Raw genomic sequence first — 23,766 nt, forward strand, 5'->3', positions numbered from 1 at the left:
GTCCGTCGTCGACCGGGGTACAGCGATGCCGACAGACCCCGTCGCGCACCCCCGCGCGAGGGCGACCCGAGCTGGGGCTGACGACCCCCGGCGGCACGGAGCACGCTGGGAGCACGCCAGGGACCCGACCTCCCCGGCGTGAGCTCCTCCCCCCGGCCCGTCGTCGCGACCCGCTCCTCCCGAGCCCCGCGACCCGGTCCACCCGCTCCACGCGCACCCGCTTGCCCTTCCCACACGCCACGGAAGGGTCCACCACGCCATGAACACCCGTCACCACCGCCGGGGCATCCCGGTCGTCGCCGCCGTCACGGCGGGCCTCGTCGTCGCCACCGGCCTCGTCGCGGCGAGCACGGCCAGCGCATCGGCCGCCACCACGACCCTCGACGCGGCCGCCGCCTCCACCACCCTCGTCACCGGCGACCTGCCCGGCTGGAAGCAGGTGCTGAAGGACGACTTCAGCACGCCGCTCGCCGCCGGCTCGTTCCCCGGGCCGTACGCGTCGCAGTGGATGACGTACGACGGGTTCCCCGACACGTGGAAGATCGGCGCCTACGACGCCGACACCCTCTCCGTCAGCGGCGGGCTGCTCGACATGCACCTGCACACGGGCGCGGACGGGGTGCCGCGGTCGGCCGCGCCGATCCCGCTCGTGAACGGGCAGTGGGGCGGGCAGACGTACGGGCGCTACTCGGTGCGCATGCGCGCCGACGCCCTCCCGGGCTACGGCACGGCCTTCCTGCTCTGGGACGACGAGAACGTCTGGGCCAACGGCGAGATCAACTTCCCCGAGGGCGGGCTCGAGGGCACCACCCACGCCTACAACCACCAGCTCGGCACCCCGTGGAACAACGACCTCGTGCACGACACGGGCGTCTCGTACCAGGCCTGGCACACGTACACGATCGACTGGACGCCGGGGCGCATCAGCTACCTGCTCGACGGCGTCACGGTCGCGACGACCACGACGAACGTCCCCCGCACGCCGATGCACTGGGTGCTGCAGACGGCGACGGACGGCACGAAGCCGGCCGCGTCGGTCGACGGCCACCTGCAGATCGACTGGGTGTCGCAGTACTCCTACGCACCGTCGACCGCGACCAGCGCGCCGGTGACCGCGCCCGCTCCGACTCCGGCTCCGGCTCCGGCTCCGGCTCCGGCTCCGAAGCCCACGCCCACGCCCACGCCGACTCCCGCGCCCGCCCCGAAGCCGACCCCCGCGCCGGCGCCGGCCCCCAAGACCCTGACGACCACGACCCCGACGGTCAGGGGCGACGTCAAGGTGGCCTCGACCCTGCGGGCGAGCGCCGACGGCTGGACCCCGGGCACGGCGGTCACCTGGTCGTGGCGCGTCGACGGCACCCCGGTGCCCGGCGCGACCGGCAGCACCTTCCGCGTCAGGGCCGGCGACGTCGACCGTCGCGTCACCGTCGTGGCGACGGGGTCGGCAGCCGGCTACACGACCGCCTCCCGCACCTCCGCGTCGCTGCTGGTGCTCCCGACGACGTACTTCAGCTGCGGCGCCCTGAACTCCGAGCACCCCGCCGGCGTCGCGAAGAACACCAGCGCCCGCGACCAGGTCGGCACGCGGACCCTCGCCCAGCCGGCCGGGACGACCGTCTCGGCGACCGTCTACGCCGCGAACGCGAGGCTCGACGTCGACCGCGACGGCCTGGTCTGCGAGCGCCGCTGACCGGCGGCCGCCCGGGGCGCTAGCCCTCGAGCTCGCGCAGCAGGGCCGGGAGGCCCCGCAGCAGGGCGTCCCGCTCGTCGCCGTCGAGGCCCGCGATCATCGCGGCCTCGGCGGCGACCTGCACGTCCAGGGCCTCGGCGAGCCGTCGGCGCCCCGGCTCCGTCGGCACGACGAGCCAGCCGCGGCCGTCGGCCGGGTTGGCCTCCCGGGCCACGAGCCCGGCGTCGAGCAGCACGCGGAGGCGCTTGGTGACGGCGGGCGCCGACAGCAGCGTCTCGTCGGCCAGGGCCGTCGGGGTCAGGGGTGCGTCGTGGCGGACGAGGGCGGCGAGCACGTCGAAGTCGGCCCGCCCGAGCCCCAGGTCGCGCAGCAGCTCGTCGCTGCGCCGCTGGATCAGGCGGCCCAGGCGCGTCACGCGGCCGACGACGAGCAGCGGCGACACGTCGAGGTCGGGCCGGAGGCGCCGCCAGCGGTCGTGGACGCGCTCGATCGCGTCGGGTCCGGCGGTGTCGACGCGGGCGGGGTCGGCGGGGCCGGGGTCGACGCGGGCGGGGTCGGCGGGGCTCACGCGTCGAGGGTACCGGTGGTTCACGCGTAAACTACCGACGACCATCTAGTTCACCCGTGAAGCAGTTCGACGACGAACGCCCACCGTCGTCGAGAGGACCCCCGTGGCACCGTCCCGCCCCGAGCCCGCCGCCAGCCCCGCCCCCGGCGCTCCCGTCGCGCCCTCCTCCCCCGTTCCTCCCCCTGCCCCGCCCGCCCCCGCCGCCCGGCCGGCCGTGCTCCCCCGACCCCGCGACTTCGTGCGCCTCGGCCCGCACGACGGCGCCCACGTGCCGGCCGCGCGGGTCGCCGTCAGCGTCGTGCTCCCGCTCGTCGTGCTCGCGGCCACGGGCCACCTCGCCTGGGCGCCCTACGCCGTGTTCGGCGCCTTCGCGTCGGCCTTCGGCCGTGGGCTGCCCGTGGGCCTGCGGCTGCGGATGCAGCTCGAGGCCGGGGCCGTCCTCGTCGCCTGCGTGCTGCTCGGCGCCGTGCTCTCGACGAGCGGAGCCGACGTCGTGCTCGTCGTCGTCGTCATCGCGGCGGTCGCGGGCCTCGGGTCGCTGATCGCCGACGTGCGGCGGTGGGCTCCCCCGGGGCCCCTCTTCCCCGTCTTCGGGCTCGGCGTGTGCGCGTTCCTGCCCGCCGCCTCCTCGTCCGTGGGCGTCGCCGCGGTGGTCGCGCCGGCGAGCCTGCTCGTGGCGCTGGCGGCGTCGGCGGCCGTGCTGCTGCGGCCCTCCGGCCGACGGCGGGACCGGGCCGCCCGCACCCGTTCGGTCGCGCCCGCCCCGGCCCTCGACCGTCGTCGGGCGCTCCTGCACGCCGCGGTCTGCCTCGTCGGCAGCCTGGTGGCGGGCCTCATCAGCGTCGGGCTGGGCTTCGAGAACCCGTACTGGGCGATGGTGTCGGCGGTCGTGCCGGTGGTCGGCCGGGCCACGTCGACCCAGCTCGTGCGGGCCGGCCACCGGCTCGTCGGCACGCTGCTCGGCGTGGGCGTCGCGGCCGCGCTGCTCGCGCTCCGCCCCGGGGAGGTCGGCCTGATCGTCGCCTTCGGCGTGCTGCAGTTCGCCGCGGAGCTCGTCGTCGCCCGCAACTACGGGCTGACCCTGCTGTTCATCACGCCGATGGCCCTCGGCATGCGGGCCCTGGCCGGGCCGGTCGACATCGCGCCGCTGGTCGCCTGGCGGGCCGTCGACACCGGCGTGGGCGTCGGCGTGGCGGTGCTGCTGCTGCTGGCGACGCACCGGCTGCGGCGGGCCGCCCTGCCGCCGGCGGCTGCGCCTGTCGCGGCGACGGCGACGTCGACGGCGGTTGCCACGGCGGTTGCCCGCCCGGCGCCGAGTCGGACGAGCTAGCCCTGGCGGACCGCCTCGCGGCGTCCGTCACGGCCCCACCAGACGAGGTCGGCGACGCCCTGGGCGACCAGCGCGACGGCGACCACCATGACGATCACGGTGGTGCCGGGCGTCTCCCGGTCGCTCGCGAGGGTCAGCACCTGCACGACCAGGCCGAGCAGCCCGACCGCGATCTCGAGCGCGGGCGGCAGCACCGACCCGGTCTTGGTCAGGGTGAACCAGGGTCGGCGCAGCTCGCTCATGCCGACGACCGTAGTCGACCCGACGGGGAGCAGGGCCCCGGAGGCGCGGGCCGGGTCGGCCCCGTAGCCTGGCCCCGTGAGACGGAAGACTGTCGAGATCGACCCCGACGTGCCGAACTGGCTGCTGACGAAGCAGGGCGGCCTGGTGCGCCCCGTCGTCACGATCGTCTGCGCCCTGCTGGTCGCGGCGAGCATCGTCGCCGCCCTCGCCGTCGGTGGAGGGTCGGTGACCGTCGTCACGGTCGTCGTGCTGCTCGCCGTCGCCGGGGCCGTGGTGTGGGCGGTCGCCGACCTCGTGTGGTGGTCGCGCGACGACCGGCGTCGCGTCGTGAAGCTGCCCCGGGGTCCGCGCGCCTGATCGACCCGGGCGGCTCAGCTCTGCTCCGGTGCCCTCGACCGCGCCCACCCGCGGGGCGGTCCCGCATCGCTGATCCACTCCGGAGTGGAGGAGCACCGTGTCGCTGGCACGACTCGCGGACGACTCGCGGACGACTGTTCCACTCCAGAGTGGAGGAGCGTTCTCGGCGACCACTTCTGCTCCGCCCGACGGCTGAGCACCGGAGCGCAGACGTCGGCGGGGCCCGCGGGACGCACCGTCGCGGTCGGCAGACCCGTGCCTCCCCTGCTCGGTCCATGCCCTGATCGGCATGTCTGTGCCCCGGCAACCTGGCAACCGCCCAGCGACGACAGCCGTAAAGTAGGCGGGATGCACCCTCGCCGTGCACCCGACGCCCCGCCCCCCGACAGCCCCTCGCTCGCTCGTGCCCGGACGACGGTCAGGCGAGACGCGCACCGTCGCGACACAGACCCAGCACGACCCAGCACGACCCAGACACAGCACGCCCAGACACAGCCAGCCCAGGCACAACTCGACAGGGAGCCCCGTTGACCGGAGACGCCACGAGCGGCAACGCCACGACCCGCCACAGCAACGTCGCCCTGCTCGCCGTCACGAGCACCATGGCCGACCGGGTCACGACCTCCGCGAGCATCGACGAGAAGCTCCGCCCGGTGCTCAAGCGCCTGAAGCTGCCCACCGGCCTGCTGCAGCGCGTCGCCGGCGTGCACGAGCGCCGCAACTGGGGCGCCGACCAGAGCTTCGACGACGCCGCCGTCGACGCGGGCAAGCGCGCCATGGCCGAGGCGGGCATCCGGCCCGACCAGGTGGGCCTCCTGATCAACACCTCCGTCACGCGCCCGCACCTCGAGCCCTCCGTCGCCGTGCGCCTGCACCACGGTCTGGGCCTGCCGTCGTCGGCCACGAACTTCGACATCGCGAACGCGTGCCTCGGCTTCGTCAACGGCATGACCCTCGCCGCGCAGCTGATCGACGCCGGCCAGATCGAGTACGCCGTGATCATCGACGGCGAGGACGCCGACGACGTCCAGGTCAACACGATCGAGCGCCTGCTCACCAAGGGCTACGGGCGCGACGACTTCATGAGCGAGTTCGCGAGCCTCACGCTGGGCTCCGGCGCCGCGGCCGCCGTGCTCGGCCGGGCCGACCGCCACCCCGAGGGCCACCGCATCGTCGGCGGCGTCACGCGCGCCGCGACCGAGAACTACGACCTCTGCGTCGGCAGCGTCGACGGCATGTTCACCGACGCGAAGGCCCTGCTCAAGCGCGGCATGGAGCTCGTCGTCAGCGCCTGGCGCGAGGCGAAGCGCGACTGGGAGTGGCAGGGCATGGACCGCTACATCATGCACCAGGTCAGCGACGTGCACACGGGCGCCTTCGTGAAGGCCGCGGGCATCGACCGCGGGCGCGTCCCGCTCACGTACCCGACCCTCGGCAATGTGGGCCCCGCCTCCATCCCCATCACCCTCGTCGAGGAGTCCAAGACCCTCTCGAAGGGCGACCGTGTGCTGCTGATGGGCGTGGGCTCGGGCATCAACACGGCGATGATGGAACTCGCCTGGTGAGTCGCCTCCCCCGCGCCGCCCGGGCGACGTCGCCCGCGACGCTGCCGCCCGCGGGGCTCGACGGGCTCGACCCGGCGTGGTCCCGTCTCGTGACGGTGCCCGCGGGCACCGCAGGCACCGGGGGCGAGGGCCGTGCCGGAGGCGCGGAGCCGGTCGACCGCACCTGGCACCTCCTCGACACGGCGGGCTCCCTCGAGGCGCTCGGCGTCGAGCCGGTGGGCACCGTGCTCTGCGTGCACGGCAACCCGACCTGGTCGTACCTCTGGCGTCGTCTCGCCGCCCGCACCCTCGCGACCGCCGCCGCCGGCGGTGCCGCCTGGCGCGTGGTCGCCGTCGACCAGCTCGACATGGGCTTCTCCGAGCGCACCGGCGTCGAGCGTGGGCTGCCGCAGCGCGTCGCCGACCTCTCGGCGCTCACCGAGCACCTCGGCCTCGCCGGACCCGTCGTCACGCTCGGCCACGACTGGGGCGGCGTCGTCTCGATGGGCTGGGCCGTCGACCACCCCGAGCTGCTCTCGGGGCTGATGCTGCTCAACACCGCGATCCACCAGCCCGCCGACGAGCCGATCCCGGCCCCGCTTCGGCTGACGCTCGCCCGGGGCGTGCTGGGTCGGGCGACCGTCGCCACGACCGGGTTCCTCGACGTGACGCTCGCGATCGCGCACCCGCGCCTCCCCCCGGAGGTCGCCGCGGGCTACCGCGCGCCCTACCGCGGCGCCGAGCGACGCGGCGGCATCGGCGGCTTCGTCGCCGACATCCCCGTCGACCAGCGCCACCCGAGCCGGCCCGAGCTCGACCGCGTCGCGGACGCCCTGACCCGTCTCGACGTGCCCGCGCTGATGCTCTGGGGCCCGCGCGACCCGATCTTCGGCGACCGCTACCTCGACGACCTCGTCGACCGCCTCCCGCACGCCGACGTGCACCGCTTCGAGGGCGCCGGGCACCTCGTCGCCGAGGACGTCGACTACGCCTCCGCCGTCGAGACCTGGCTCGGCGACCGCGTCACGGCCGCCGTGCCCTCGGCCGCCAGTGCCGCCGCGGCGAGCGACGTGCAGGAGGCGCCGCCCGCCGCGCAGGACCGCCCGCTCTGGCACCACCTCGACACGCTCGCCGAGAGCGACGACACCGCCCTGATCGAGATGGTGCCGCACGGCGCCGCCCGCGCCTCCGGCCCCCGTCGGGTCAGCTGGCGGCTGCTCAGCCGTCGCGTGACCGAGATCGCCCTCGGGCTGCGGAAGCACGGCGTCCGCCCCGGCGACCGCGTGTCGCTGCTGGTGCAGCCCGGCGCCGACCTCACCGCCGTGCTCTACGCCTGCGTGCGCCTCGGCGCGGTGGTCGTCGTCGCCGACGCGGGCCTCGGCGTGCAGGGGCTGACGCGGGCCGTCCGCGGCTCGTGGCCGGACCACGTCATCGGCCAGCTGCCCGGCCTCACCGCGGCGCGCGCGCTCGGCTGGCCCGGCCGGGTCGTCTCGACCCAGCGGCTGTCGCCGGTGGTCGCGGCCGCCCTCGGCGTCGAGACGTCGCTGCCCGAGATCGCCGCGCTGGGTCGTCGGGCCGGCCGGGCCCTCGCCTCGCTGCCCGACGCGCCCGCCGCCGACGCCCCGGCGGCGATCCTCTTCACCTCGGGCTCTACCGGCCCGGCGAAGGGCGTCGTCTACACGCACGGCCAGCTGACCGCGCTGCGCGATGCCCTCGCCGACCAGTACGGCGTCGGCCCCGGCACGGGCCTCGTCGCCGGCTTCGCCCCGTTCGCGCTGCTCGGCCCGGCGCTCGGGGCGACGAGCGTGACCCCCGACATGGACGTCACCTCGCCGCGCACCCTGACGGCCCGCGCCGTCGCCGCGGCGGCGGCCGCGGTCGACGCCACCGTCGTCTTCCTCTCCCCCGCCGCCCTCACGAACGTCGTCGCGACGGCCGACGCACTCGACGCCCGCGACCGCGCCGCCCTGGCCGGGGTCGAGACCTTCCTCTCGGCGGGGGCGCCCGTCTCCGAGCGCCTCCTCGCGGCCGCCGGCGAGCTCATGCCCGGAGCGACGCCGCACACGCCCTACGGCATGACCGAGGGCCTGCTGATGACCGACGTCACGCTCGACGGCGTCCGTGCGGCCGCGGTGGACCCCGCCGCGAACGGGGTGTGCGTCGGCGTGCCGGCGGCGACCACCCGCGTGCTGATCGCTCCCCTCGACGACCGGGGGCGCGCCTCCGACACGGCCTCCGACGCCCCCGGCGTCACGGGCGAGATCGTCGTCTCGGCGCCGCACCTGAAGCGCGGCTACGACCGCCTCTGGCTGACCGACCGCGCGAGCGTGCGCGGCGTGCCGGGTGCCGCCGCGGGCGCGTCCGAGCGCTGGCACCGCACCGGCGACGTCGGGCACCTCGACGACCGGGGCCGCCTCTGGGTCGAGGGCCGGCTGCCGCACGTGCTGACGACCGCCTCGGGGCCGCTGACCCCCGTCGCCGCGGAGCAGGCGGTGGAGGCGCTGGCCGACGTCGGCCGCGCCGCCGTCGTGGGCGTGGGGCCGGCGGGCACGCAGCAGGTCGTCGTGGTCGTCGAGACCGCCGCCCGGTCGCGCCGCCCGGGGCTGGCCGCCGCGCCGCTCGCCGCCGCCGTGCGGGAGGCCGTGCACGCCGCTGTCGGGCACCGCGTCGCGGCCGTGCTGGTCGTCCCCGACCTGCCGACCGACGTGCGCCACAACAGCAAGATCGACCGGACGCGGCTCGGGGCGTGGGCCTCGTCGGTGCTCTCGGGCGGGCGGATGGTGCGCCCGTGAGGGTGCTCGTCGGCCGCCGGCCGGCTCACGAACGGGCGAGTTCGACACCACCGGGCCTGCGCGCACGCCCGACCTGGTCGCATACGCCCGTCCGGCCGACGCCGGCCCCGCCGACGCCGGCCGTGACGGGGCCGACCCCGTGAGGGTGCTCGTCACCGGCGCCAGCGGGCTGCTCGGCGGCGCCGTCGCCCGGGCCGTGGCCGACGCCGGGCACGAGGTCACCACGTTCCAGCGCCGCGCCTCGGGCGTGCCGGGCGCTCGCGACGTCGCCGGCTCGATGACCGACCCGGCCGCCGTCGACGCCGCAGTCGAGGGGCAGGAGGCGGTGGTGCACCTGGCCGCGAAGGTCTCGTTGGCGGGCGCCCCCGCCGACTTCGAGGCCGTCAACGTGCACGGCACGAGGTCGCTGGTGGAGGCGATGCGCGCCTCCCGCGTGCCCCGCCTCGTGTTCGTGTCGTCGCCGTCCGTCGCGCACGGCGGAGCCTCGATCGTCGGCGACGACGCGGAGCCCGCCTCGCCCGAGCACGCCCGCGGCCACTACGCCCGCACCAAGGCCGCCGCCGAGCGGCTCGCCCTCGCCGCCGCCGGCCCCGACCTGCGCGTCGTCGCCGTGCGACCGCACCTCGTCTGGGGCCCCGGCGACACGCAGCTCGTCGAGCGCATCGTCGACCGCGCCCGCTCGGGCCGCCTGCCGCTGCTCGACCACGGCGCGGCGCTGATCGACTCGACCTACGTCGACAACGCCGCCTCGGGCATCGCCGCCGCGCTCGAGCGCGTCGACGCCGTGTCGGGCGGCGCCTACGTGCTGACGAACGGCGAGCCGCGCACGGTCGCCGACCTGATGGGCGGCATCTGCGCCGCGGCCGGGGTGCCGGCACCGCGCCTCCGCGTCCCGGCCGGGGTCGCCCGGGCGGCGGGGTCGCTGGTCGAGCGCGCCTGGGCCGTGCGCCCGGGCAGCGACGAGCCGCCGATGACACGCTTCCTCGCCGAGCAGCTGTCGACCGCGCACTGGTTCGACCAGCGCCGCACGCAGCACGACCTGCGCTGGGCGCCGGCCGTCGACCTCGACGAGGGCCTGCGCCGTCTCGCGGCCTGGTACGCCGCGGGGGCGCCCGCCGTCTGACCGCGCGGTGCGGTGCGGTGCGGTGCGGCCGCACCGACGACGAACGAGGTGCCCCGATCGGGGCCGTGAGCTGTGCCCAGGGCCCAGATCGGGGCACCTCGCTGTGAGCTAGATGACTCCCTCGCTCCAGGCGTCGGGGTTGCCGAAGCGGTGCGCCGTGATCGACACGGCCTGCTCGCGGAGGAACGGCAGCAGCTCGAGCCGGCCCGACGGCGTCACCGGGGCCGCGAACACCGCGACGGCGGGGTCGCCGCCGAGCGCGGAGGCGAGCTCCGAGGCGGCCGGCACCGAGGAGGCGCCTCCCGCGTCGCGCACTCCGGTCACCAGCCGCACGCGCTCGGTCTGCACCGCACCCGCGCGCACCCGGTCGTGCCAGGTCGCGTCGTCCTCGACGACGAGCGAGCCGGCCGCGAGGCCGAGGGCCGGGGCGAGCCCGGCGGGCAGGCCGATCGACGTCGACACGGTGAGCGGAGCCCCGGCACGGAGCCCGGCGAGCAGCACCCGCACGGCGTCGGCCGGCGAGGCCCCCTCGGCGACGCGCACGGTCACCGGCAGGGCGCGGTAGCGCAGCAGGTCGCGCTCGAGGCCCAGGGCGCTGACGTCGCGGGCGACGCCGAACTCGTCGGCCCAGTGCTGCTCGTCGGAGGCCGCGGCCGCGGCCACCGCCGCCCGCTGCGCGGCGTCGGCGAGCAGGGGCGCCGCGGCCGAGAGGGCGGCGGAGACGGCCTGGCCGGGCCGCGCCTCCTGGGGGCCGGTGAGCTCGCCGGGCGTCCACGACCCGAGGTGCACGAGGTAGTTCGGCCCGCCGGCCTTGGCCCCGGCGCCGACCGACGACTTCTTCCAGCCGCCGAACGGCTGGCGGCGCACGATCGCCCCGGTGATGCCGCGGTTGACGTACAGGTTGCCGGCGTCGACCCGGTCGAGCCAGGTGCCGAGCTCGGCGGCGTCGAGGGTGTGCAGCCCGGCCGTGAGGCCGTAGTCGGTCGCGTTCTGCAGCTCGATCGCCTCGTCGAGGGTCTCGGCCGTCATCACGCCGAGCACGGGCCCGAAGTACTCGGTGAGGTGGAACTCGCTGCCCGGGCGGACGCCGGCGCGGATGCCGGGCGTCCACAGCCGGCCGGAGTCGTCGAGCTGCCGCGGCTCGACGAGCCACGACTCCCCCGCGCCGAGCGTCGTCAGGCCGCCGAGCAGCTTGCCCGCGGCGGGCTCCACGATCGGGCCCATCTGCGTCGTGGGGTCGGTCGGGTAGCCGACGCGCATCGTCGAGGCCGCGTCGACGAGCTGACGGCGGAACCGCTCCGAGCTGCCGACCGACCCGACGAGGATCACCAGGCTCGCCGCCGAGCACTTCTGCCCCGCGTGGCCGAAGGCTGACTTGATGACGTCGCCCGCGGCGAGGTCGAGGTCGGCGCTCGGCGTGACGATGATCGCGTTCTTGCCGCTGGTCTCCGCGAGCAGCGGGAGGTCGTCACGCCACGAGCGGAAGAGGGCGGCGGTCTCGAAGGCCCCGGTCAGGACGACGCGGTCGACCGACGGGTGCGCGACGAGGTGCCGGCCGAGCTCGCCCTCCTCGACGTCCACGAGCCGCAGCACGTCGCGGGGCACGCCGGCCTCCCAGAGGGCCTCGACCATGACGGCGCCGCAGCGCTTCGCCTGGCCGGCCGGCTTGATGACGACGCTGCTGCCCGCGGCGAGCGCCGACAGCACCGAGCCGGCCGGGATCGCGACGGGGAAGTTCCACGGCGGGGTGACCACCGTGAGGCGCGCGGGCACGAACTCGGCGCCGTCGACCTCGTCGAGCTGCTCGGCGAGGTGGGCGTACCAGGTGGCGAAGTCGACAGCCTCGCTGACCTCGACGTCGCCCTCCGCGATCGTCTTGCCGGTCTCGCTCGCGGCGACCTCGATCAGGTCGGCCCGTCGGGCGCGCAGCGAGGCGGCCGCCCGGCGCAGCACCTCGGCGCGGCCGCGGCCGCCGAGCGCGGCCCAGCCGGGCGCGGCGGCGACGGCGCCCGCGACGATCTCGTCCACCGTCGCGGCGTCCGTGACGCGGGCCGCCTCGATCGCGGCGGTGCCGAGCGTGCTGGTGCGGGCCCGGCCCAGGATCTCGCGGCCCCACGCCCGGTTCGCGGCGAGCGCCGGGTCGGTGTCGGGCTCGTTCTCGAAGGGGGCCGTGGCGTCGGCGACCGGCTCCGGGGAGGCGCCCTGCGCCTCCTCGAGGCGGCTCTGGACCCGGTGGGGCGCGGGCACGACGTCGTCGACCTCGGCGAGCGAGGCGAGGAACCTGCCCTCCTCGCGGGCGAACAGGGCCTCGTTCGAGGCGAGCTCGAAGACGGCCGACATGAAGTTCTCGCTCGACGCGTTCTCCTCCAGCCGGCGGATCAGGTAGCTGATCGCGACGTCGAACTCGCGGGGGTGCACGACGGGCGTGTACAGCAGCAGCCCGCCGACGTCGGCCTTGACGAGCTCGGCCTGGCCCTCGGCCATGCCGAGCAGCATCTCGAACTCGACGCGGTCGTGCACGCCGCGCGCCGTCGCGAGCAGGTGCGCGAACGCGATGTCGAAGAGGTTGTGGCCGGCGACGCCGACCTTCACCGCCCGCGTGCGCTCGGGCGTGAGCGCCCAGGCCAGCACGCGCTTGTAGTTCGTGTCGCTCTGCTGCTTCGTGCCGTAGGTCGCGAGCGGCCACTCGTGCAGGGTCGCGTCGACGGTCTCCATCGCGAGGTTGGCGCCCTTGACGACGCGCACCTTGATCGCGGCGCCGCCGGCGTCGACGCGGGCCGTGGCCCACTGGGTGAGGTGCTGCAGGGCGCCGAGCGCGTCGGGCAGGTAGGTCTGCAGCACGATGCCGGCCTCGAGCCCGCGCAGGCGCGGCTGGTCGAGGAGGCGCGTGAAGACCGCGATGGTCAGGTCGAGGTCGCGGTACTCCTCCATGTCGAGGTTGATGAACTTCGGCCGGGCGGAGCGGGCGGCGAGCTCGTAGAGCGGGGTGAGCTTCTCGACGACGCGCTCGACGGTCTCGTCGAAGGCCCACATCGAGAGCTGGCTGACGATCGACGACACCTTGATCGAGACGTAGTCGACGTCGTCGCGGGCGAGCAGGGCGCGGGTGCCGGCCAGGCGGTGCTCGGCCTCGCCGTCACCGAGGACGGCCTCGCCGAGCAGGTTGAGGTTGAGGCGGGTGCCCTCGCGCTTGATCCCGGAGATGGCGGCGCCGAGCTTCGCCGGCCGGGCGTCGGCCACGAGGTGGCCGACCATGCCGCGCAGCACGCGGCGGGCGACCGGCACGACGACGCCGGGCAGCACCGGGGCGAGCACGCCGCCGCAGCGCACGGCGAGGCGCATGTACCAGGGCAGGAAGGCCGGCACGCGGTGCGCGAGGCCGGCGAGGTTGCGGGCGGCGACGCTGAGGTCTTCGGGGCGGACCACCCGGTCGACGAAGCCGATGGTGAACGCGAGGCCCGACTCGTCCTTGAGCACCTGCGCGAGAAGCTGGGCCGAGCCGGTGCTGGGGGCGTGCGACGCCTCCTGCGCCCAGCGGCGGGCGAGGGCGACGGAGGCGGCGCCCAGGTCGGCGGGCAGGGCCGGCGACCCGGCGGGGGCGGCGCTGCCGGCCGCGGGGCTCGTCGTCGAGGGAGCGGAGGACGGCCCGGCCGTCTGGTCGAGGGAGGTCATGCGAGAACGGTACGACCAGAACTTGCCACCTGGCAAGGTTCGTCACGAGACCGTAACGTGGGGCGGGTGTCGGGGGCACCGACGGGGACGCAGCTCGTCGCGAGGCCGTGACGTGGCGCGGCGACGAGCCGTCCACAGCCGACGGATCGTCACTGGCGCACGGCCCCGCGGGCTGATATTTTGCTGCCCAGCACGGGACCGCACCGAGGCGTTCGGTGGCGGCCCGGCGACCGGCGGAGGCCACCATGGCGATGATCGAGGCGCGGGGCCTGACGAAGACGTACCGCTCGAAGTCCGGGCCGGTGCACGCGCTCACCGGGCTCGACCTCGTCGTGCCCGAGGGCACGGTGAAGGCGCTGCTCGGCCCCAACGGCGCGGGCAAGACCACGACGGTGAAGATGCTCACCACCCTCGAGGTGCCCGACGCGGGCACGGCGACGATCGCGGGCATCGACGTCGTCGCCGACCCGCAGGCCACGCGTCGCACGATCGGCGTCTCGGGCCAGTACGCGGCCGTCGACGAGAACCTCACCGGCTTCGAGAACCTCGACATGATCGGTCGGCTCTACCACCTGGGCGCGAAGGTGTCGCGGCAGCGGGCCCGCGAGCTGATCGAGGTCTTCGACCTGAGCGCCGCCGGCGACCGCCCGGTGAAGGGCTTCTCCGGAGGCATGCGACGGCGCATCGACCTCGCGGGCGCCCTCGTGACCAACCCCCGCGTGCTCTTCCTCGACGAGCCGACGACGGGCCTCGACCCCCGCAGCCGTCTGGCCCTGTGGGAGATCATCACGTCGCTCGTCGCGGGCGGCACCACGGTGCTGCTGACCACCCAGTACCTGGAGGAGGCCGACCGCCTCGCCGACGACATCGCCGTCATCGACGAGGGCCGCGTCATCGCGGAGGGCACGGCCGACCACCTCAAGGCGCAGGTCGGCGGGCACCGGCTCGTCGTCGCGCTGGTCGACGAGGCCCGCTCCGGCCAGGCCGCCGAGGTGCTGCGGCGCCACGGCGACGCCGAGCCCACGGTCAGCGGCGACGGGCGGCAGGTCGAGGTGGCCGTGACCGACGGCCCCACGGCGCTCCAGCGGTCGCTGGCCGACCTGGGCGCGGCGGGCATCGAGCTGCACGACGCGGGCATGCGCCGCCCCACCCTCGACGACGTCTTCCTCCAGCTGACCGGGCGGAAGGCCGTGGCCGACGACGACTCCCCCGACGACGCCGGCGCCCCGACCGGCCGGAAGGGCCGCTCGGCCCGGGAGAAGGAGGCCCGCCGATGACCGCCACGGCCCTCACCCAGACCCTCGTGCCGTCGTCGAGCGCCGGGCTCGGCACCTGGGCGTCCGACGGCTGGACGGTGACGAAGCGCAACCTGATCAAGGTGAAGCGCTCGCCCGACATGCTGATCTTCGCCGTGCTGCAGCCGATCATGTTCGTGCTGCTGTTCAGCCAGGTCTACGGCGGCGCCATCTCCGTCGAGGGCACCGACTACACGCAGTTCCTCATGGCGGGCATCTTCGCCCAGACCGTGGTCTTCGGCTCGACCTTCTCCGGCGCCGCCATGGCGCAGGACTTGAAGGAGGGCATCATCGACCGCTTCCGCACCCTGCCGATGAGCGCCTCCGCCGTCCTCATCGGGCGCACGAACAGCGACCTTGTGCTCAACAGCATCTCGATGGTGATCATGATGCTCACCGGGCTGGCCGTCGGCTGGCGGGTGAACGCCTCGCCCCTGTCGTTCGTCGGCGGGGTGGCCCTGCTGCTGCTCTTCAGCTACTCGTTCAGCTGGGTGATGGCCCTGCTCGGCATGAGCGTCAAGACGCCGGAGACGATCAACAACGCGTCGTTCATGATCCTCTTCCCCCTCACCTTCATCTCGAACGCGTTCGTGCCGAGCGACACCCTGCCGACGGTGCTCCGCGTCTTCGCGGAGTGGAACCCCGTCTCGGCGCTCGTGCAGGCCGCCCGTCAGTCGTTCGGCAACGTCGGCAGCACCCCGGTGCCCGACATCTGGACGCTGCAGCACCCCTACCTCACGGTGCTCGTCGGCATCGGCGTGATGCTCGTCGTCTTCGTGCCGCTCGCGGTGCGGAAGTTCCAGCGGATCAGCTCGAAGTAGGGCTCAGGGCCGGGCAGGAGTCGCGGGCCGGCCGGGCGCGTCGCCCCGGTCACGGTCGGCGACCTCGGCCCGCACGGCGGCGTCGAGCTCGTCGGTCGGCACCGTGAGCAGGGTCGCCACGACGAGCCTCATCGTCTCGGCGACGTGCACCTCGTCGCGGCGGTACAGCCACTGCAGCTGCAGGCCGTCCTGCACGGCGAGCACGACGCGGGCCGCGGTCCCGGCGGTGAACCCGTCGCGCAGCCAGCCCCGGCGCTCGGCGACGCCGAGGTACGCCGACGTCGACGACACGATGCGGTCGTAGTGGTCGGCGTAGTAGTCGTGGGCGGGGTGGTCGCTCGACGTGGCCTCGGCCGAGGCCGTGATGAACAGCGAGATCACCGCGGGCACGTCGACGTTGTACTCGGCCAGCTCGACGAGCTCGGCGAGGCGCATGCCGCCGACGTCGTCGAAGTGCTGGCGCAGCCGCTCGTCGCGGCGGCGGAGGACCGCCATCAGCAGGGCGTTCTTGGTCGGGAAGTAGTGCATCAGCGACTGGTGAGAGACCCCGCACTGCCGGGCGACCTCGCGGAGCGACGCGCCGTGGAACCCCACCTTGCCGAACACCGGCAGGGCGGCGTCGAGGATCGCCTCCCGCTTGGCGATGCCCTTGCGGTAGCGGCCCGGCGTGCGGGCGACGGGGTCGTCGGTCTCGGCGCTCATCGCGCCCAGCCTAGGTCGGGCGCCCGCGGGGCGACGGCGTGTGACGTCGCGGGAGGCCGAGGGCGGCGGGCACGGGCGGCGGCCGCGCACGGGCCGCAGGGCCGGGCGGGGGGAGCTCGCGGCCGCCGCGCGTAGAGTGCGCCGGGTGAGATGGTCGCTGCTGCGCATCCCGGCGTTCCGCGCCCTGTGGGTCGGGCGGCTGCTGTCGTGGGTCGGCAGCGGGCTCGCGCCCCTCGCCCTCGTCTTCGCGGCGATCGACCTCGGCGCCGACGCGGTGGGCGTCGGCCTCGTCGTCGCCGCCCGCTCCGTGCCGAACGTCGTGCTCGTGCTCGTGGGAGGCGCGGTGTCCGACCGCCTGCCCCGTCGCGTCGTGACCGTCGGCTCGTCGGTGCTCTCCGCCGCGTCGCTCACCGTGGCCGGCGTGCTCCTCCTCGCCGACCGCGAGACCCTGGTCACCCTCGCCGTCGCGGCGGCGGTCAACGGCGCCGCGGCCGCGTTCTTCGGCCCCGCGACGAGCGCGCTGCTCCGCGACGTCGTCCCCGACGAGGCCGTCCGCGACGGGACGGTGCTGGCGCGCACGAGCATGAACGCCGGCCTCGTCGTCGGCACGGCCCTCGGCGGCGCCGTCGTCGGGGTGTTCGGCACGGGCGCCGGACTGATCGTCGGGGCCGTGCTGTTCGGGGCGGCGGCCGTCGTGTTCGTGCGCGTCCCCGGGGGGCCGTCCCGCGCCTCCGGCGGGGCCTCGCTGCTGCGCGACCTGGCCGCCGGCGTCGCGTTCGTCTCCCGCTCGCGCTGGCTCACCGCGACCGTCGTGCTGACGTTCGTCTACCAGTTCGCGTTCGCCGGCGGGGTGCACGTGCTCGGCCCGCTGATCGCCGACCAGTCGTTCGGGCGCGTCGCCTGGGGGTTCGCGGGGGCCGTGCAGACGGCCGGGCTCGTGGTGGGCGCCGTCTGGGCGGGGTCGCTGCGGGGGCGGCTGCGCCTGGCCACCGCGGCGCTCGGCGCCGTCGCGCTCGTCGCGCCGCTGATGCTGCTGGCGGGAACGCTGGTCGACCTGCCCTACGTGCTCGACCCGCCCCTGATCGACCCGCTGCACTGGTTCTTCTGGCTCTGCGTCGGGCTGTTCGTCGCGAGCGTGGGCCTCGAGGTCTTCACCGTGCCGCTCGACGTGGCCGTGCAGCTGCAGGTGCCGCGCTCGTACCTGGGGCGCGTCTTCGCCTGCCTGACGCTCGCGTCGCTCGCCGGGATGCCCGCGGGCGAGCTCGCCGTCGGGCCGCTGTCGCGGGTGATCGGCGAACCGCTGACGCTCACCGCCCTCGCGGGGCTCGTGACGGTCGTCGCCCTCGCCGTGGCCGCGACGCCGCGGGTGCGCCGGGTGGACGCACCGCTCGTGCCCGCCGGGCGGGCCGGGCAGTCCGGGCGTGCCGACCCGGCGGACGCGGGCCCGGCGGACGCGACGGGGGCGGCCCGACCCTGAGGTCGGACCGCCCCCGTCGTGGCTCGGTCAGCGGTAGTCGCCGCGGACGATGGCCTCGGCGTACTTGCGCACGTCCGGGCCGGGCTCGTAGTCGATGAAGCGGCCTTTGAGGCGCTCGTTGAGGGCCGCGAAGGCGTCCTCCCACGAGTCGCCCTCGCCGGTCTCGGCGGCCACGTCGCGGACGGCCTCCTGCAGCACGCGGTCGGCGTCGGTGAGGATCTTGTCGCGGGCCTCGTCGTTCCAGACGACGTCGGTGAGGTCTGCCATGGTCTTCGCTCCTACTTCTTCGCGGCGGTCAGGGCGGACTCCTTGTGGGCCGCCTCCGACCCGGACTTGTCGGACTCGACGATGAAGTACGGCTCGTCGCCCGAGGCCTTGAAGGTCTGGCCGTCGAACTCGAACTCCTTCACGCGCTTCTCCTTGACGGTGCCGTGGGTCTCGCCCTGCGGCGTGTTCCACGTCACATGGTCACCCTTGCTGAACGTCATCGTTGCCTCCTGGCTGGCGGCCCGGGGTCGAGCCGCGGGTCGGTGATGGTGCGGTGCCGTGCACGCTACGCCGCGCCTCCCCGGGGTTCTCGGCTCGTCGGGAGGAGGGGTACGGCAGGGCGCCCGGTGCCGACGACCCGAGCCCCGGGCGGCGGCCCGGCGGCCACCACCCTGCGGGCGCCTGCCGTCGGACGAACGGTCTGCGCCGCGTTAGCGGCTGCGGCGCGGGCGGCTGCGGCCGGTGCCGCGCTGGGGCCCGCCGCGGCCCTTGGCCGGCGTCTTCCCCTTGCCGGTGCCGCGCGGGTCGGGAGCCGACCCCTTGCGGGCCTTCGCCGGTGCGGGCTCGTCCTCGCGCCTCCTCGACCTGCTGCTGTTGGCGGTGCGGCCGCGCACGACGCCGATGAAGTCGTCGATGTCGTCGTCGAGCTGGCCGTCGGGCCAGACCAGCGCGATCGTCGTGGGGTCGAGGTCGGCGACGAAGCGGTGCGTGGTGCCCTTGACGCCGTGCAGGCGGGCGAGCGACTGCGGCATGACGGCGACGCCGGCGCCCGTGGCGACGACGGCCACGGCCTCGGCGAGCGAGAGGGCGGGGTCGAGGTCGTGGCGGTGCTCGCCGTCGAGGTCGGCGAGCGCGACCTCCTCCTCCTTGCCGAGCGCCGCGATCGGGTGCTCCTTGTGCACGACGACCACGATCCGCTCCTCGTAGAGGGGGATCACCGAGAAGTCGTCGCCGGTGGGCAGCGGCAGGCGGCCGAGCAGCATCACGACCGGGTCGTCGCCGCCGAGGGCCGCGAGGGGCTCGTCGCCGTCGACCTCGACGACGTCGAGGGGCAGGTCGCCGCGCCGCTCCTCCCACATCCGCGACCACTTCGCGAGCGTCACCCCGGGCACGAACCCCAGGCGGAAGGAGGCGCGGGTCGGCTCGGTCGTCATCGGCCCAGGCTACCGGTGCCCCCGTCGCGCCCCGGCGGGCCCGCCGGGCCGCCCGCCGCCCTCGCCCGCCGCCCTCGCCCGCCGCCTCCTCCGCCTCCGCCGCCGCCGCCGTGACGAACCACGTCCTCGCACCGGAACCCCGCCGCGGCGCGGTTCCGGTGCGAGGACGTGGTTCGCGGCCGCACGGTGCCGGGCCGGTACCCTGGGCGGATGAGCGACGAGACCCCCCGCGGCAAGGCCCCGCAGACCCTGAAGCCCTTCACGGCCGCGAAGAAGCTCGGGGTGCACCTGCCGGCGACGCCCGAGTCGTTCCAGTCGACCCCGATCACGCGCGACGAGTTCGCCGAGCTCACGGCGAACCCGCCCGAGTGGCTGGCCGAGCTGCGCCGCACCGGCCCGCACCCCCGCCCCGTCGTCGCGCAGAAGCTCGGCGTCACCATCTCGGGCCTCGCCCGGGGCGGCGTCGAGGAGGCGCTGACCACCGACGAGATCCACGCCCTGCTCGAGCAGATGCCGGCCTGGCTCGTCACCGAGCGCGCCAACATGGCCGAGGTGCGCGAGGAGGAGCAGCGCGTCAAGGACCGCGACGCCGGCCGCGCCGCCCTCCGCGCCGAGCGCGACGAGGCGGAGCGCCGCGAGGCCGAGCGCTCCGGCAAGTAGGCAGACCCCAGCCCGCCCCCGCCCCGGGCGGCGGCCGGCGGGCGGCGGGCGGCGGGCGGCGGGCTCCCCCGTCGCGTAGCTTCTGAGCCATGTCCTTCAACGACGACGCCCGCATCGACAGCAGCAAGGTCACGCGGCGAGGCCGCGGCCGCACGATCGGCGTCGCCGGCGGCGGGGTCGGCATCGTCGGCGTGATCATCGTCGTGCTGATCGGGCAGTTCACCGGCGTCGACGTCAGCGGCGTGCTCGGCGGCGGCACCGGCTCCGACGGCGGTGCGCAGTCCGGCGAGCAGGGCGTGGCGAACTGCACCACCGGTGCGCAGGCCAACGAGGACGTCCAGTGCCGCATGGCCGGCGCCGCCGACTCCCTCGACACCTACTGGGCCACCGCGGCCCCGCAGCTCGGCGCCCAGTACGTGACGCCCGAGTTCGCCCTCTTCACGGCCGCCGTCGACACGGGCTGCGGCTCGGCCTCGAGCGCGACCGGCCCGTTCTACTGCCCGCCCGACCAGACCCTCTACGTCGACACCGACTTCTTCGAGCAGCTGCGCGAGCAGTTCGGCGCGACGGGCGGCCCGCTCGCCCAGATGTACGTCGTGGGGCACGAGTGGGGCCACCACATCCAGCAGCTGACCGGGGCGTTCGACCGGGCCGACCGCAGTGCGACCGGGCCGGGCTCCGACACCATCCGGCTCGAGGTGCAGGCCGACTGCTACGCCGGCGCGTGGGTCGGCGCGGCCTCCACCATCCAGGACGACCAGGGCACGACCTTCCTCGAGCCGGTCACCGACGCCCAGGTCGCCGACGCCCTCGACGCGGCGGCCGCTGTCGGCGACGACCGCATCCAGGCGCAGAGCGGCCAGGTCGACCCCGACACGTGGACGCACGGCTCGGCCGAGCAGCGTCAGCGCTGGTTCGAGGCCGGGCGCGCCGGCGGGCCCGGGGCCTGCGACACCTTCAGCGTGCCCGCCGCCCAGCTGTAGGAGGCGCGGGCCGGTATCCGCGACCACGCTGCGGCCGTCCGCATCGCCCGCTGGCCGACGACCACTGGCCGCTCCGTGAGAACTCCCAGCCAGCTCCCGACCTGTCGTCCCCCGGTCGGAGCAGACTCAGGGCACGCTGCGAGGAGGCACGACATGGCACGTTCGGGCAAGGCGGTCGAGTTCGACCGGTACGGAGACATCGACGAGCTGCACTTCGTCGCCCAGGAGCTCCCCGTCCCCGCCGACGACGAGGTCGTCGTCGAGGTCGTGGCGGCGGGGCTCAACCACATCGAGAACTTCATCCGGCAGGGCGACTTCGTCGACCGCCTCCCCCTCGAGTTCCCCGCCCGGCAGGGCTCCTGCTTCGCGGGCATCGTCAAGAAGCGCGGCGCCGCGGTGCGCGACCTCGCGATCGGGGCCGAGGTGCTCGGCCACTCGATCGGCGGCGGGGCGCACGCGACCTGGGTCACCGTGCCCGCCACGGCGGTCGTCAAGAAGCCGATGAACGTCGAGTGGGAGGTCGCCGGCGGCCTCTACCTCGCCGGGGTCACCGCCTACGACATCGTCCGCGGGCTGCACCTCGGCGCGGAGGACGTCGTCGTCGTGACCGCCGCGGCCGGCGGCGTGGGGCACATCGAGTGCCAGCTCGCGAAGGCCGCGGGAGCGACCGTGATCGGCACCTGCAGCCCCCGCAACCACGACTACCTGCGGTCGATCGGCGTGATCCCGATCACCTACGGCGACGGCATCCAGGAGCGCATCGAGGCGGCGGTCACGCGCCCCGTCACGGCGTTCATCGACAACCACGGCGGCGACAACCCGGAGCTCGCGACCGCCCTCGGCGTGCCGGCCAGCCGGTTCAGCTCGAGCGACGACCGCCTCGACGTCGAGGTGCGCTTCATCACCTCCGAGCGTGACGACGCCGAGCCGGCGATGATCCTCGGCGCCCTGGCCAAGCTGATCGCCGAGAACAAGGTGCGGGTGCTCATCTCGGGCTTCTACCCGTTCGACGCGGTGGCGCAGGCGTTCGACGACCTCGCCGAGAGGCACTCCCGCGGCAAGGTCGTCGTCGGCATGCAGCCGGTCGAGACCGGCGCGCGCTCGCACTGGTACCTGTCGGGCAAGGCCCGGGCCGTCGCGGAGGCGCGGGACTGACGCGCTCCTAGCCCTCGTCGCCGGGGCGGCGCAGCAGCGCCCCCGGCGCGCGCACGGTGGCGGCGGCGACCGCCATGGCGTCGGTCAGCGCGGCCGCCCAGTCGGTCGAGCCGGGGCCGCTCGTGCCGGCGAGCAGGCTGGCGACGATCGACGCGAACGTCGCGTCGCCCGCGCCCATCGTGTCGACCACCTCGCCCGCCGAGACGGCCACGTCTCGGTGCAGCACCGGGCCGCCCGCGAGCTGGAGGTCGGCCCCGTCGGAGCCCCGCGTGGCCAGCACGGCCCCGGCTCCCGACGCGAGCAGCGCCTCCTGCCAGCCCTCGAGCGAGGTGCCCGCCACGAGCTCGGCGTCGTCGGAGCCGATCTTGACGAGCAGCGAGACGGCCGCGGCGCGGGCGAACCCGGCGCGGAAGTCGTCGACGTCGCGGAGGAACCCGGGCCGCGGGTTCGGGTCGACGACCAGCCGCGGGGGCTCGGCGCCCACGTGCTGCAGCAGGCGCTCGGTGAGCCAGGCGTCGTCGAACGGGTACGAGCTGACGGCGACGAGGGGCGCCACGGCGATCGCCGCGACCTGCTCGGGCGAGAAGTCGAGGCCCCGCGCGACGGCGGCCTCGGTGAACGAGTAGCTCGGCTCGCCGTCGACCCGCTCGGAGACCGCGCGGCCGGTGCCGAGCGGGTTGACGGTCGCGACCAGGTCGACGCCGTGCTCGGCGAGGTGGTCGCGGATCGACGCACCGTCGGCGTCGTCGCCCACCGAGGCGAGCAGGGTGGTCGGCACGCCGAGCCGGGCGAGGCCGACGGCGACGTTGAGGCCGGCACCGCCGACGTGGTCGTCGGAGCCGGCGGGGGTGCGGATCTCGTCGATGAGGGCGTCGCCGACGACGACGACCCGGCCTGCGGTCTGGTCCATGCGGGCAGCCTACCGAGGCCCGCCGTCACGGTCGACGGGCCCCGGTACGCTGTCGCCGTGACTGACTACGCTCTCGCCGTCGACGTCGGCGGCACGAAGGTCGAGGCCGCCCTCGTGGCCGCCGACGGCACGCTCGCCCCGGGCAGCCGCGACCGCCGCCCGACCGGCCGCGCCTCGAGCAGCGACGAGCTGGCCGGCGCCGTCCGCGACGTCGTGGCGCACGCCCTGGCCGCCGTCGGCCCCGACGACGTCGTCGTGGGCGCGGGCATCGGCAGCGCCGGCCCGGTCGACCTCGTGCACGGCACGGTCTCGCCCATCAACCTCCCCTCGTGGCGCGGCTTCCCGCTCCGCGACCTGGTCGCCGAGCTCACCGCGGGCGTCGTCGCCCCCGGCGGCGCGGTCACGCTGAGGCTCGACGGCGTCAGCCTCGCCCTGGCCGAGCACTGGGTGGGCGCGACGCAGGGGGCCGACAACGCCCTGGCGATCACCGTCTCGACCGGCGTCGGCGGCGGCCTCATCGTCAACGGCCGCCTGCTCTCGGGCGGCACCGGCAACGCGGGGCACATCGGCCAGATCCAGATCGCCGACCGGCCCGCCGGCCAGAACGCCTCGGCGGCGACGCTCGAGGTCATCGCCTCCGGCCCCAACGTCGTGGCGTGGGCCCGCGCGCAGGGCTGGCAGGGCGAGCGCGGGGAGGACCTCGCGGCCGGCTACCTCGAGGGCGACCCCCTCGCCGTCGCGGCCGTGCGCCGCTCGGCGAACGCCGTCGGCGAGGCCGTGTCGTCGGTCAGCACCCTGCTCGACCTCGACGTCGTCGCGATCGGCGGTGGGTTCTCCCGCGTCAGCGCCGACTACCTCGACCTCGTCCGCCGCACCGTCGACGAGGCCCCGGTCAACGACTACGCGCGCCGGGTGCGCGTCGTGCGCTCCGGGCTGAGCGACGAGAGCCCGCTCGTCGGGGCAGCCGCGCTCGTGTGGCAGGCCGGCCTGCTCGGCTGACCCGCGCCTCCCCCGCTCGCCCCC

The 23,766-nt window shown here is 75.5% G+C and carries 21 protein-coding genes; 13 read left to right on the plus strand and 8 right to left on the minus strand.

The annotated features are described in order from the left end of the window. Positions 1-259: 259 nt before the first annotated feature. Positions 260-1,690 (plus strand): family 16 glycosylhydrolase, encoded by a 1,431-nt coding sequence (locus tag ASF82_RS11100; RefSeq protein WP_056056997.1) that lies wholly within the window; start codon positions 260-262, stop codon positions 1,688-1,690. A gap of 19 nt (positions 1,691-1,709) precedes the next feature. On the opposite strand, the gene ASF82_RS11105 is transcribed toward ASF82_RS11100, so the two are convergent. Further along, positions 1,710-2,258: a MarR family winged helix-turn-helix transcriptional regulator gene (locus ASF82_RS11105; protein WP_156370094.1), complete on the minus strand. Its 549-nt coding sequence runs from the start codon at positions 2,256-2,258 to the stop codon at positions 1,710-1,712. Positions 2,259-2,361: 103 nt separating this feature from the next. On the opposite strand from ASF82_RS11105, the gene ASF82_RS11110 reads away from it, so the two are divergent. Beyond that, positions 2,362-3,588, plus strand: a complete 1,227-nt coding sequence (locus tag ASF82_RS11110; protein WP_156370096.1) for an FUSC family protein — start codon at positions 2,362-2,364, stop codon at positions 3,586-3,588. Here ASF82_RS11110 and ASF82_RS11115 read toward each other — a convergent pair. Continuing rightward, the gene (locus tag ASF82_RS11115; RefSeq protein WP_056057002.1) at positions 3,585-3,830 is read right to left on the minus strand and encodes a hypothetical protein; all 246 of its coding nucleotides are present in this window, start codon (positions 3,828-3,830) and stop codon (positions 3,585-3,587) included. The genes ASF82_RS11110 and ASF82_RS11115 overlap by 4 nt on opposite strands. 76 nt (positions 3,831-3,906) lie before the next feature. On the opposite strand from ASF82_RS11115, the gene ASF82_RS11120 reads away from it, so the two are divergent. From ASF82_RS11120 to ASF82_RS11135, 4 genes are all read left to right on the plus strand, one after another. Continuing rightward, positions 3,907-4,188: a hypothetical protein gene (locus ASF82_RS11120; RefSeq protein ID WP_156370098.1), complete on the plus strand. Its 282-nt coding sequence runs from the start codon at positions 3,907-3,909 to the stop codon at positions 4,186-4,188. Between the two features lie 602 nt (positions 4,189-4,790). Beyond that, positions 4,791-5,753 carry a 3-oxoacyl-ACP synthase III gene (locus tag ASF82_RS11125; RefSeq protein ID WP_156370250.1) on the plus strand — a complete coding sequence of 321 codons (963 nt, stop codon included), beginning with the start codon at positions 4,791-4,793 and terminating at the stop codon, positions 5,751-5,753. Next, complete coding sequence (locus ASF82_RS11130; RefSeq protein ID WP_082514583.1) at positions 5,750-8,524, plus strand: alpha/beta fold hydrolase; 2,775 nt, start codon at positions 5,750-5,752, stop codon at positions 8,522-8,524. The genes ASF82_RS11125 and ASF82_RS11130 overlap by 4 nt, the downstream gene beginning before the upstream one ends. Before the next feature lie 139 nt (positions 8,525-8,663). Beyond that, positions 8,664-9,647: an NAD(P)-dependent oxidoreductase gene (locus ASF82_RS11135; protein ID WP_056057009.1), complete on the plus strand. Its 984-nt coding sequence runs from the start codon at positions 8,664-8,666 to the stop codon at positions 9,645-9,647. A 108-nt stretch (positions 9,648-9,755) separates the two neighbouring features. Here ASF82_RS11135 and ASF82_RS11140 read toward each other — a convergent pair whose 3' ends face one another. Beyond that, on the minus strand, positions 9,756-13,319 hold the full coding sequence (locus ASF82_RS11140) for a bifunctional proline dehydrogenase/L-glutamate gamma-semialdehyde dehydrogenase (protein WP_056057010.1): 3,564 nt from the start codon (positions 13,317-13,319) through the stop codon (positions 9,756-9,758). Between the two features lie 245 nt (positions 13,320-13,564). Between ASF82_RS11140 and ASF82_RS11145 the strand changes: the two genes are divergently transcribed. Both ASF82_RS11145 and ASF82_RS11150 read left to right on the plus strand, forming a co-directional pair. Continuing rightward, complete coding sequence (locus tag ASF82_RS11145) at positions 13,565-14,596, plus strand: ATP-binding cassette domain-containing protein (protein ID WP_056057013.1); 1,032 nt, start codon at positions 13,565-13,567, stop codon at positions 14,594-14,596. After that, positions 14,593-15,435 (plus strand): ABC transporter permease, encoded by an 843-nt coding sequence (locus ASF82_RS11150; protein WP_056057014.1) that lies wholly within the window; start codon positions 14,593-14,595, stop codon positions 15,433-15,435. The genes ASF82_RS11145 and ASF82_RS11150 overlap by 4 nt, the downstream gene beginning before the upstream one ends. 3 nt (positions 15,436-15,438) lie before the next feature. Here ASF82_RS11150 and ASF82_RS11155 read toward each other — a convergent pair whose 3' ends face one another. Then, positions 15,439-16,137, minus strand: a complete 699-nt coding sequence (locus tag ASF82_RS11155) for a TetR/AcrR family transcriptional regulator (RefSeq protein ID WP_056057016.1) — start codon at positions 16,135-16,137, stop codon at positions 15,439-15,441. Between the two features lie 145 nt (positions 16,138-16,282). Here ASF82_RS11155 and ASF82_RS11160 point away from each other — a divergent pair, with 145 nt between their 5' ends. After that, the gene (locus ASF82_RS11160; RefSeq protein ID WP_056057018.1) at positions 16,283-17,614 is read left to right on the plus strand and encodes an MFS transporter; all 1,332 of its coding nucleotides are present in this window, start codon (positions 16,283-16,285) and stop codon (positions 17,612-17,614) included. 27 nt (positions 17,615-17,641) lie between these two features. Here the strand turns inward: ASF82_RS11160 and ASF82_RS11165 are convergent, their stop codons facing one another. The 3 genes from ASF82_RS11165 to ASF82_RS11175 form a co-directional block, all read right to left on the minus strand. Beyond that, entirely contained in the window at positions 17,642-17,881 is a 240-nt protein-coding gene (locus ASF82_RS11165) for a hypothetical protein (RefSeq protein ID WP_056057020.1), read from the minus strand. A gap of 11 nt (positions 17,882-17,892) precedes the next feature. Then, positions 17,893-18,102 (minus strand): DUF2945 domain-containing protein, encoded by a 210-nt coding sequence (locus ASF82_RS11170; protein WP_056057022.1) that lies wholly within the window; start codon positions 18,100-18,102, stop codon positions 17,893-17,895. 210 nt (positions 18,103-18,312) lie between these two features. After that, the gene (locus ASF82_RS11175) at positions 18,313-19,035 is read right to left on the minus strand and encodes a LysR substrate-binding domain-containing protein (protein ID WP_082514585.1); all 723 of its coding nucleotides are present in this window, start codon (positions 19,033-19,035) and stop codon (positions 18,313-18,315) included. Between the two features lie 210 nt (positions 19,036-19,245). On the opposite strand from ASF82_RS11175, the gene ASF82_RS11180 reads away from it, so the two are divergent. From ASF82_RS11180 to ASF82_RS11190, 3 genes are all read left to right on the plus strand, one after another. After that, positions 19,246-19,695: a DUF5997 family protein gene (locus ASF82_RS11180; RefSeq protein WP_056057024.1), complete on the plus strand. Its 450-nt coding sequence runs from the start codon at positions 19,246-19,248 to the stop codon at positions 19,693-19,695. An 89-nt stretch (positions 19,696-19,784) separates the two neighbouring features. After that, on the plus strand, positions 19,785-20,678 hold the full coding sequence (locus ASF82_RS11185; protein WP_056057026.1) for a neutral zinc metallopeptidase: 894 nt from the start codon (positions 19,785-19,787) through the stop codon (positions 20,676-20,678). Between the two features lie 153 nt (positions 20,679-20,831). Then, positions 20,832-21,833, plus strand: a complete 1,002-nt coding sequence (locus ASF82_RS11190; RefSeq protein WP_056057028.1) for an NADP-dependent oxidoreductase — start codon at positions 20,832-20,834, stop codon at positions 21,831-21,833. Positions 21,834-21,840: 7 nt separating this feature from the next. Here the strand turns inward: ASF82_RS11190 and ASF82_RS11195 are convergent, their stop codons facing one another. Next, complete coding sequence (locus ASF82_RS11195) at positions 21,841-22,743, minus strand: carbohydrate kinase family protein (RefSeq protein WP_056057030.1); 903 nt, start codon at positions 22,741-22,743, stop codon at positions 21,841-21,843. 57 nt (positions 22,744-22,800) lie between these two features. Between ASF82_RS11195 and ASF82_RS11200 the strand changes: the two genes are divergently transcribed. Then, positions 22,801-23,742 (plus strand): ROK family protein, encoded by a 942-nt coding sequence (locus ASF82_RS11200; protein ID WP_056059020.1) that lies wholly within the window; start codon positions 22,801-22,803, stop codon positions 23,740-23,742. Positions 23,743-23,766: the final 24 nt, after the last annotated feature.

The organism is Frigoribacterium sp. Leaf164 (assembly GCF_001423665.1).
Lineage (GTDB): Bacteria > Actinomycetota > Actinomycetes > Actinomycetales > Microbacteriaceae > Frigoribacterium > Frigoribacterium endophyticum.